At 67.0% G+C, this 9,568-nt stretch carries 9 protein-coding genes; 7 read left to right on the top strand and 2 right to left on the bottom strand.

The features are described 5' to 3' along the window. Nucleotides 1–34 precede the first annotated feature (34 nt). A complete protein-coding gene (locus tag ON39_RS05795) occupies nucleotides 35–1,201 on the top strand; it encodes an MFS transporter (protein WP_040731877.1) in 1,167 nt (388 codons plus the stop codon). Between the two features lie 51 nt (nucleotides 1,202–1,252). Next, nucleotides 1,253–1,897: a TetR/AcrR family transcriptional regulator gene (locus tag ON39_RS05800; protein ID WP_040731880.1), complete on the top strand. Its 645-nt coding sequence runs from the start codon at nucleotides 1,253–1,255 to the stop codon at nucleotides 1,895–1,897. 44 nt (nucleotides 1,898–1,941) lie between these two features. Here ON39_RS05800 and ON39_RS05805 read toward each other — a convergent pair whose 3' ends face one another. Further along, nucleotides 1,942–3,594: a purine-cytosine permease family protein gene (locus ON39_RS05805; protein WP_051186335.1), complete on the bottom strand. Its 1,653-nt coding sequence runs from the start codon at nucleotides 3,592–3,594 to the stop codon at nucleotides 1,942–1,944. 375 nt (nucleotides 3,595–3,969) lie between these two features. On the opposite strand from ON39_RS05805, the gene ON39_RS05810 reads away from it, so the two are divergent. The 5 genes from ON39_RS05810 (at nucleotide 3,970) to ON39_RS05830 (ending at nucleotide 8,921) form a co-directional block, all read left to right on the top strand. Beyond that, nucleotides 3,970–5,226, top strand: a complete 1,257-nt coding sequence (locus tag ON39_RS05810; protein ID WP_051186336.1) for a lipid-transfer protein — start codon at nucleotides 3,970–3,972, stop codon at nucleotides 5,224–5,226. A gap of 97 nt (nucleotides 5,227–5,323) precedes the next feature. Beyond that, entirely contained in the window at nucleotides 5,324–5,761 is a 438-nt protein-coding gene (locus ON39_RS05815; RefSeq protein ID WP_040731904.1) for a type II toxin-antitoxin system Rv0910 family toxin, read from the top strand. A 28-nt stretch (nucleotides 5,762–5,789) separates the two neighbouring features. Further along, nucleotides 5,790–6,662, top strand: a complete 873-nt coding sequence (locus ON39_RS05820) for a MaoC/PaaZ C-terminal domain-containing protein (protein ID WP_040731883.1) — start codon at nucleotides 5,790–5,792, stop codon at nucleotides 6,660–6,662. Between the two features lie 89 nt (nucleotides 6,663–6,751). Then, nucleotides 6,752–7,630, top strand: a complete 879-nt coding sequence (locus ON39_RS05825; protein ID WP_040731885.1) for an SDR family oxidoreductase — start codon at nucleotides 6,752–6,754, stop codon at nucleotides 7,628–7,630. A gap of 28 nt (nucleotides 7,631–7,658) precedes the next feature. Further along, nucleotides 7,659–8,921, top strand: coding sequence for an acyl-CoA dehydrogenase family protein (locus tag ON39_RS05830; RefSeq protein WP_040731886.1), 1,263 nt, complete (start codon nucleotides 7,659–7,661; stop codon nucleotides 8,919–8,921). Between the two features lie 86 nt (nucleotides 8,922–9,007). Here ON39_RS05830 and ON39_RS05835 read toward each other — a convergent pair. After that, on the bottom strand, nucleotides 9,008–9,568 hold a 561-nt coding region (locus ON39_RS05835), incomplete at its 5' end, for a hypothetical protein (RefSeq protein WP_157195408.1).

A 9,568-nucleotide genomic window follows, 5' to 3' on the forward strand; every position in this document is an offset into this window, starting at 1 on the left:
CGACACCGAGCGGACGACTTGGCATGTGCCTGCCATGCTCGCGCTGGCGCTCGGCGGGTTCGGCATCGGCACAACAGAATTCGTCACCATGGGTTTGCTGCCGAATATCTCGCGCGCCATGGACGTCTCAGAGCCGACCGCGGGGCACGCGGTGTCGGCGTACGCGCTCGGCGTGGTGATCGGCGCGCCGGTGATCGCCGCGCTGTGCGCCCGCGTCTCCCGCAAGAAGCTGCTCGTCGCGTTGATGGCGGCGTTCACGCTGGGTAACGCCGCGACCGTGCTCGCGCCCACCTTCCACACGCTGGTGGCCGCCCGGTTCGTCTCCGGCCTGCCGCACGGCGCGTACTTCGGCGTCGCCTCGCTGGCCGCCGCCACGCTCGCGCCGGCCGGGCAGCGCGCCAAGGCGGTTGCCGCGGTTATGCTCGGACTGAGCGCCGCCAATGTCGTCGGCGTTCCCTCGGCCACCTGGCTCGGCCAGCATCTCGGCTGGCGGGACGCCTATGTGGTGGTCGCGGTGATCGGCCTCGCGACGGTGATCGCCCTCGTGCGCTACGTGCCGGAGCTCACCGGCATCACCATGACCAACCCGGTGACCGAGCTCGGCGCGCTGCGCCGCCCCCAGGTGCTGCTGACCCTGCTGGTCGGCGCGATCGGCTTCGGCGGCATGTTCGCCGTCTACACCTACATCACCACCACGCTGACGGGCGTCGCGGGCATGTCCGCCGGGCTCGTGCCGATCGTGCTGATGCTGTTCGGCCTCGGCATGGTGACGGGCAATATCGTCGGCGGCGTGCTCGCCGACCGCGGCGTGGACCGGGCGATCTACGCCGCGATGATCGGCATGGCCGTCATCCTGGCCGCCTTCGTCGCGGCGGCGCACAACCCCTACACCGCGGCGATCGGGGCGTTCCTGGTCGGCGCGACCGGCGCGTCGCTGGCCCCCGGACTGCAGACCCGGCTGATGGACGTGGCGCACGAGGCGCAGACGCTGGCCGCCGCGCTCAACCACGCCGCGTTGAACATCGCCAATGCCGCGGGCGCGTGGCTCGGCGGCGCGGTGATCGCCGCGGGGCTGGGCTACACCGCGCCCGCCATGGTCGGGGCCGGGCTCGCCGTGGTCGGCGTGGTGCTGTTCGCGATCACCGTCGCGGTGGCGCGGCGCGACGCCCGCCTCGTCGCGGCGGCCGCGCTGATCGCCTGACACCCGCCGCGACCGAACATACAGAACTGTATGTAAGTGTAGAATCGCCGGATGGCCAGGATCGAAGTCGCGAAACCGCAGCGCCGCACCCAGGAGCAACGCAGCACCGAGATGCGCACCCGGCTGCTCGACGCGACCGTCGACTGTCTGGTCGAGTACGGCTACGCGGGCACGACCACGCCGAGGGTCGCCGAACGCGCCGGCGTCACCCGCGGCGCTCAGGTGCACCACTTCGGCTCCAAGACCGACCTGGTCGTCGCGGCCATCAGCCACCTGGCGCAGCTGCGGGCCGAGACCGCCATGCGGGAGATGGCCAGGGTGGAGCGCGGCGACGACCCGGTCGCCGCGGCCCTGGACTTTCTCTGGGAGCTGCACCAGGGACCGCTGTTCATCGCGACCGTCGAGCTGTGGGTCGCCGGACGCACCGATCCGGTGCTCGCCGCCGCGATGGAGAAGGTCGAGCCGTTCGTCAACAACGCGGTGCTGATGGCGGTCGCCCGCTTCGTCCCGGACGAGATCCGTCGCAAAGAGGCTCGCGACTTCATCTATACCGCCATGGACGCCCTGCGCGGCATCCTGATCTCCAACTTCATCGACCCGGACACCGAACGCGCCCGGCGTCGTTGGCGCCGCGCCACCGCGCACCTGCACAACATCGCCGACGCGGCGCTGGCCGACGTCCGCAGGGCCGAATAAGGCGCGGTGACCGAGAGTCCGGTCACCGCGCCTTCGTTCTCAGGTCATGACTGCCGGGGGAGCAGGTGGTGGCCGAGCTTGTCGGTGGACAGGGCCAGTGAGCTGATGTACTGGATCTCGCCCTCGGGTCCGGGCACGGCGGAGGCGATCATGTCGGGACGCTCGAACTCCAGCCCGGTCACGTGGCAGGTCAGCGTCTCGCCGGACGGGTTGCCGTGCTCGTCGAACATCGGCAGGTCGATGCCGTCGTCGGTGCGGCGCAGGTAGTACTTGCCCTTGGTGGCGACGGCGGTCAGCGGGGTGGCGACGAACGCGACGACCACGGCGACGATCGGCGAGTAGGGCTTCAGCAACTCACCGAAGAGTCCGAAGAACGTCATGATCGACAGCACCGCCGAGAGTCCGAACCCGACCAGGCCGACCGGGTTGACGTCGTAGAGCATGCCGCGCCGGAACTCCGGCTGCTTCGGCGAGATCTTCAGCAGGTACTTGTTGACCGCGATATCCGTGGCGACGGTGACGATCCAGGCGATACCGCAGTTGGCGTAGAAGCCGAGGATGTTGTTCAGGAAGTCGAACATGTTGGCTTCCATCAGGATCAGCGCGATCACCAGGTTCACGGCGAGGAAGATCAGCCGGCCCGGGTAGGTCTTGGTGACCCGGGTGTAGGAGTTGGTCCAGGCCAGCGAGCCCGAGTACGCGTTGGTGACGTTGATCTTGATCTGGCTGATCACGACCAGCACGACGGCGAGCGTCATGGCCAGCCAGCCCGGCACCATGTCGCGGTAGATCTCCAGGAACTGGTGCACCGGCTGGTTGGCGATGCCCTGCGCCGCAGGCAGATTCGCGATCAGGTAGACCGCGAGGAACAGGCCGACCACCTGCTTGAGCGCGCCGAAGAGCACCCAGCCCGGACCCGCCAGCAGCATCCAGCCCCACCACTTGCGCGCGTTCTCCGGCGTGCGCGGCGGCATGAAGCGCAGGTAGTCGATCTGCTCGGCGATCTGCGCGATCAGCGACAGGCACACGCCCGCCGCGAGCAACGTGCCGGAAAGGCTGACGCCCGAACCGTTCTCGCCGCCGTAGGCGAAGAACGACGACACCGAATCCGGGTGGCGCACCAGCAGGAACCCGAACGGCAGCACCATCAGCAGCAGCCACAGCGGCGTCGTCCAGACCTGCAGTTTCGCCAGCGTGTTCATGCCGTAGATGACCAGCGGGAAGATGAGCACTGTCGAGGCGAGGTAGCCAAGCCACAGCGGTATGCCGAGGCCGAGTTCCAGCCCCTGGGCCATGATCGAGCCCTCCAGCGCGAAGAAGATGAAGGTGAACGACGCGAACACGACATTGGTCAGCACCGAGCCGTAGTAGCCGAAACCGCTACCGCGCGTGATCAAGTCGAGATCGAGGTTGTAGCGCGCCGCGTAGTAGGCGAGCGGGAAACCGGTCAGCATCACCACGATCGCGAAGAAGCCTATGCCCAGCAGCGCGTTGCCAGTGCCGTGCGCGATGCCGATATTCGCGCCGATGGCGAAGTCGGCTAGGTAGGCGATGCCGCCGAGGGCGGAGATGCCGACCACGGCCGGGCTCCATTTCCGGTAACTCCGTGGCGCGAACCGCAGCGTGTAATCCTCGAGTGTTTCCTTCGCCGCGGCGATCCCGTCGGAATTCGACGATCGGGTATCCAGGTCGACCACGTTCTACTCCTCATCCGCACAGTTACGACTGCGACCTTTCGACGGTCGTACACCGTTGTGGTCGGGGAATTGCCGGGTGATTACGCGGCTGTTACGTCGTCGGGGATGGTGAGGCAGGTAACAGCATGGGGGTGGTGTGGCATTTGATCGCTGGTTACCAGCAGGTGGTGGCGATAAATACGCCACTAGCTGTATGTCTGGCGAAGATCGCTTCTACCTCGTTGTTCGTTGTCCTGTTCGGGCTGTCGAGGTAAACGTCTTGCATGGTTACATACATCTCTGTATGTTTGTTTCAGCTGGGTCGGACGCATCGACTCACTACTGCCCGAGCAACACCCCGGCGGCAGGCGCCGGAAGAGGCACTTGAGGAGTTCGATGGCCAACAAGGCCCACCCGTCACCCGACCACCACCCCTCATCGACTCGCTTCGCGAGCAGGGTTTATGTGGTCGGCGTAGGCATGACGAAGTTCGAGAAGCCGGGCCGCCGCAAGAATGACGACGGCAGCGACTGGGACTACCCCGACATGGCGCGCGAGTCGGGGACGAAGGCGCTCGCCGACGCGGGCATCGCCTACGACCTCGTCGAGCAGGCCTACGTCGGTTACGTGTACGGCGAATCCACCTCCGGTCAGCGCGCCGTCTACGAACTCGGCATGACCGGCATCCCCGTGGTCAACGTCAACAACAACTGCTCCACCGGCTCGACCGCGCTTTACCTTGCCGCACAGGCGATTCGGGGCGGGCTGGCCGAGTGCACGCTGGCGCTCGGCTTCGAGAAGATGCAGCCCGGCTCGCTCGGCTCCACCTGGGACGACCGCGAGCAGCCGATGGCCCGGCACATCATGGCGCTCGCCGAGATCTCCGAGGTGCTGTTCCCGGTGGCGCCGTGGATGTTCGGCGCGGCCGGCCGCGAGCACATGAAGCGCTACGGCACCACCGCCGAGCACTTCGCCAAGATCGGCTACAAGAACCACAAGCACTCGGTGAACAACCCGTACTCGCAGTTCCAGGACGAGTACACGATGGACGACATCCTCGGCGCGCGAATGATCTACGACCCGCTCACCAAGCTGCAGTGCTCGCCGACCTCCGACGGCTCCGGCGCGGTGATCCTCGCGAGCGAGGCCTTCGTGGACAAGCACGACCTCGCGGCGCAGGCGGTGGAGATCGTCGGGCAGGCGATGACCACCGACTTCAAGTCCACCTTCGACGAGACCGCCAAGAACCTCGTCGGCTACGACATGACCGTGCAGGCCGCGCGGAAGGTCTACCAGCAGTCCGGCCTCGGCCCGGAGGACTTCCAGGCCATCGAGCTGCACGACTGCTTCTCGGCGAACGAGCTGCTCACCTACGAGGCGCTCGGCCTGTGCGCCGAGGGCGACGCCGGGAAGCTGATCGACGACAACCTCACCACCTACGGCGGCAAGTGGGTGGTGAACCCCTCGGGCGGATTGATCTCCAAGGGGCATCCGCTCGGCGCGACGGGTCTGGCGCAGTGCTCCGAGCTCACCTGGCAGCTGCGCGGCACCGCCGACAAGCGTCAGGTCGACAACGTCACCGCCTGCCTGCAGCACAACATCGGACTCGGCGGGGCCGCTGTCGTCACCGCGTACCAGCGCGCCGACCGCTGACACGGAAACCAGCTCAACAGCACCATCTTTCGACCTGGCCGCCAGGCTCGTCTCCGATTCGGGACGAGTGGCACGCCGCGATGACGAGGAGAACACCATGGGACACATCGAAGCCACCAAGGACGTCAACGCCACCCCCGACGCGCTCTGGGCGGTCGTCTCCGACCCCAACACCTGGGAGAAGTGGTTCACTATCCACGAGCGCTTCATGGAGGAGCCGCCCGCCGTGCTCACCCAGGGCGCCAAGCTGGTCGCCAAGATCGTCATGCTCGGCATGGCCAACAAGCTGGAGTGGACCGTGGTCTCGGTGGAGCAGCCGACCAAGCTCACCCTCGGCGGCACCGGAATGGCCGGCGTGAAGACCGAATTCACCTTCGACATCCAGCCCAAGGGGGACGGCGGCAGCACCATTCTGGTCTCCGGCGACTTCGAGGGCGCGCTGATCAAGGGCGCGCTCGGCAAGGCCGTCGAGAAGGACGGGCTCAAGCAGCTGGACAAGTCGTTGGAGCAGCTCGACGCCCTGGCTTCCGCGTGAGCAGCGGGGCCCGGCGAGAGGGCGTCGCATGAGTGAGACCGGTGCGCGGCTGGTCGAGTTCGACGACTCGGGACTCGAAACCTGGTGTGACGATGAACATTTTGAGGTGACCGCGGAGCGGATCGGCGAATACGCCGCGGCCACCAACGATCCCATCGAGGCACACCTCGCGGGCAAGGTCGCGTCGCCGATCTTCGCCATCGTCCCGGTCTTCGAGGCGATGATGATGCCGGTGATCGATGTGGCGCCGATGGACATCTTCGGCCGGGTCGTGCACGGCGAGCAGGACTTTCACTTCCACCGGGCCATCGAGCCCGGCGACAAGCTGGTCTCGCGCGCCAAGGCGACCGGCTACACCAGCCGATCCAACGGCACCACCATCACCATTCTCATCGAATGCCGCACCGACGCAGGGGAATTGGTCAACGAGCAGTACCTGACCGCCTTCTTCCGCAATATCGACGCGGGCAAGACCGTCGGCGCCGCCGCGCCGCCGCACAAGTTCGACGAGAACCTGCGGGCACAGCAGCCGGTGGCGGTCGTCCCGCAGCATGTCGACGACGACCAAACCTTCCGCTACTCACCGGCTTCCGGCGATCCGGTGCCGCTGCACCTGGACGAGCAGGTCGCCAAGGACGCCGGGCTGCCCGGCATCATCGCGCACGGGCTGTGCACCATGGCATTCGCATCCTGGGCCGTGCTCACCGAGGTCGCCGGCTCGGATGTGCACCGACTCAGGCGATTCGCGGTGCGCTTCGCCAAGATGGTCTTTCCCGGTGACGATCTGGAGACCCGTATCTGGAAGGTGGGCTCCGCCGACGGCGTCACCACCTACGCCTTCGAGACCGTGCGCGGCGAAGACGTGGTCCTCAGCGACGGCCTCGCCGAGATAGCCGACTGATCGCGCCGGGACGGCCTGCCCGCCGTCCCGGCGAAAACCGGCACGCCGCCGCATTATTCAGCACAGACTTCACCGAAGAGGAGACATCGATGGGTGCACTGGAAGGCCGAGTAGCCGTCATCACCGGCGCCGGTCGCGGCATCGGCCGCGAGCACGCCCTGCTGTTCGCGCGGGAGGGCGCGGCCGTGGTCGTCAACGACCTCGGCGGCAGCAACGCGGGCGAGGGGACCGACAACACCCCCGCACAGGAGGTCGCCGACGAGATCGTCGCCGCCGGCGGCCGGGCCATCGCCAACACCGCGAACATCGCCACCTGGGACGGTGCGAAAAACGTGGTCGACCAGGCGGTCGCCGAGCTCGGCGGCCTCGACATCGTGGTCAACAACGCGGGCATCCTGCGCGACGCGTTCATCGCGGGCATGGACGAGGCGCAGTGGGACGCGGTGATCGCCGTGCACCTCAAGGGGCACGCCGCCGTGCTGCACCACGCCGCCGCCTACTGGAAAGAACAGAGCAAGGCGGGCAATCAGCCCAACGCCGCGGTGATCAACACGGCCTCTGCCTCCGGCACCACGGTGCCGAACGCGGGCCAGGCCAACTACGGCGCGGCCAAGGCGGGGATCGCCGCGCTCACCCTGGTCGCGGCGGACGAGCTGGCCCGCTACGGGGTGCGCGTCAACGCCATCGCGCCGATCGCGCGCACCAGGCTCACCCTCGCCACGCCCGGCATGGGCGCCATGATGGCGGCCGAGGCCGACGAGGTGGAGGCGGGCGGGTTCGACGCCTTCAGCCCGGCCAACATCTCGCCGCTGGTCGCCTACCTCGCCTCCGACAAATGCCCGATTACCGGCAAGGTGTTCGCGGTGCAGGGCGGGGCCATCTCCGAGCTGGCCGGTTGGCACGATGTGAAGACGATCGAGACCGAGGGTCCGTGGCTGATCGACGACATCTCCGCTCGGCTGCCCTGAGCTCGCCGAAACGATAAGGAGAACAACGATGTTCGAATGGTCCGAGACCGATGTGCTGATCCGCGACGCCGTGCGCACGTTCATCGACAAGGAGATCCGGCCCAACCTGGACGCCCTCGACAGCGGCGAGCTGTCGCCGTATCCGATCGTGCGGAAACTGTTCAGCGAGTTCGGGATCGACGCCATGGGCGGCGAGGCGGTGACGAAGCTGCTCGCCAAGCAGCGGGCCAAGCAGGAGGCGGCCGCCGCGGGTGAGCCGCTGCCGGAGAAGAAGAAGGAGAAGTCCGCAGGCGGGAGCCCGTTCGCCGGGCAGGAGTCGCTGATGGCGGTGCTCATCGGCGAGCTGTCCGGTGTCTGCATGGGTTTGGTCACCGCCATGGGCGTCAGCATCGGTCTCGGCGCGACCACCATCATGTCGCGCGGCACCCTCGCGCAGAAGGAGCGCTGGCTCGCCGACATCGTGACCATGAAGAAGGTCGCGGCGTGGGCCATCACCGAACCCGACTCGGGCTCCGACGCGTTCGGCGGCATGAAGACCTACGTCCGGCGCGACGGCGACGACTACCTGTTGAACGGGCAGAAGACCTTCATCACCAATGGTCCCTTCGCCGACGTGGTGATCGTCTACGCGAAGCTCGACGAGGGCGACGGCGGCGACAAGCGCGAGCGCAAGGTGCTCACCTTCGTCCTCGACAAGGGCATGGAGGGTTTCACCCAGGGCAAGCCGTTCAAGAAGATGGGCCTGCACGCCTCGCCCACCGGCGAGTTGTTCTTCGACAATGTCCGTCTCGGTAAGGATCGCCTGCTCGGTGAGACCGAGGAGCATCGGGGCGGCGACGGCCGGGAGAGCGCGCGCTCCAGCTTCACCGCCGAACGCGTCGGCGTGGCGTTCATGGCGCTGGGCATCATCAACGAATGTCACCGGCTGTGTCTGGATTACGCGAAGAACCGCAGGCTGTGGGGGCAGGAGATCGGCCGGTTCCAGCTCGTCCAGCTCAAGCTGGCCAAGATGGAGATCGCCCGGATCAACGTGCAGAACATGGTGTTCAACACGTTGGAGCGGGGTCGCGCGGGTAAGCCGCCGACGCTTGCCGAGGCGTCAGCGATGAAGCTCTACGCCTCCGAGGCCGCCACCGAGGTCGCCATGGAGGCGGTGCAGTTGTTCGGCGGCAACGGGTACATGACCGAGTACCGGGTGGAGCAGCTCGCGCGCGACGCCAAGTCGCTGATGATCTACGCCGGCAGCAACGAGATCCAGGTGACCCACATCGCCAAAGCCTTGCTGGCGTAAGGGTTTCGCAGCTTCCCGGGTGCGCGGCCACGGCGTGCGCACTCGGGATACCCACTTTCCTCCGGTGTCTCGACCGCGACCGACGCTTAACCCTTGTCGCCCTGCTGCTTTCGCAGCAGTTCGACCACGAGCTCGAGCGTCTCCGAGTTCTTCCGCACGGCCACCGTGAGTTCGGCCACCTGCCCCTCCAGCCGATCCACCCGCGCAGGCAACTCCACCAACTGATCCACCCGCACCGTCAGGTAATTCACCTGCTCAGCCAACCCATCCACGCGTTCGGTCAGCCCATCCAGCCTGCCGGTGAACGTGTCCACCTGTGTGGCGAGGCCGTCGAGACGCCCGGTGAACGTGTCCATTTGGGTGGCCAGACCGTTCACTCGCGCGGTCAGCCCATCCATCTGCGTTGCCAGCTCGTCTACTCGCGCGGGCAACGGTGCGAGTTGGTCCATCTGCTCGGTCAGATGGTCGATCCGTCCGGTTATCCGATTCACTTGGCCGGTCAACTCGTCCACCTGCTCGGACAGTTCGTCCACTCGTGCGGGAAGAGGGGCGAGGTGGCCGACTTGTTGGGCGAGTTCGTCCACTCGTGCGGGGAGTGGGGTGAGGTGGCCGACTTGTTGGGCGAGTTCGTCCACTCGTGCGGGGAG

The organism is Nocardia tenerifensis NBRC 101015 (assembly GCF_000308715.1).
Classification (GTDB): Bacteria; Actinomycetota; Actinomycetes; order Mycobacteriales; family Mycobacteriaceae; genus Nocardia; species Nocardia tenerifensis.

Bases quoted from the DNA above. Each gene is read 5' to 3' on its own strand.
- ON39_RS05795 (WP_040731877.1), top strand. From the start codon at position 35: ATGCTCGCGCTGGCGCTCGGCGGGTTCGGCATCGGCACAACAGAATTC.
- ON39_RS05800 (WP_040731880.1), top strand. From the start codon at position 1,253: ATGGCCAGGATCGAAGTCGCGAAACCGCAGCGCCGCACCCAGGAGCAA.
- ON39_RS05810 (WP_051186336.1), top strand. From the start codon at position 3,970: ATGGCCAACAAGGCCCACCCGTCACCCGACCACCACCCCTCATCGACT.
- ON39_RS05815 (WP_040731904.1), top strand. From the start codon at position 5,324: ATGGGACACATCGAAGCCACCAAGGACGTCAACGCCACCCCCGACGCG.
- ON39_RS05820 (WP_040731883.1), top strand. From the start codon at position 5,790: ATGAGTGAGACCGGTGCGCGGCTGGTCGAGTTCGACGACTCGGGACTC.
- ON39_RS05825 (WP_040731885.1), top strand. From the start codon at position 6,752: ATGGGTGCACTGGAAGGCCGAGTAGCCGTCATCACCGGCGCCGGTCGC.
- ON39_RS05830 (WP_040731886.1), top strand. From the start codon at position 7,659: ATGTTCGAATGGTCCGAGACCGATGTGCTGATCCGCGACGCCGTGCGC.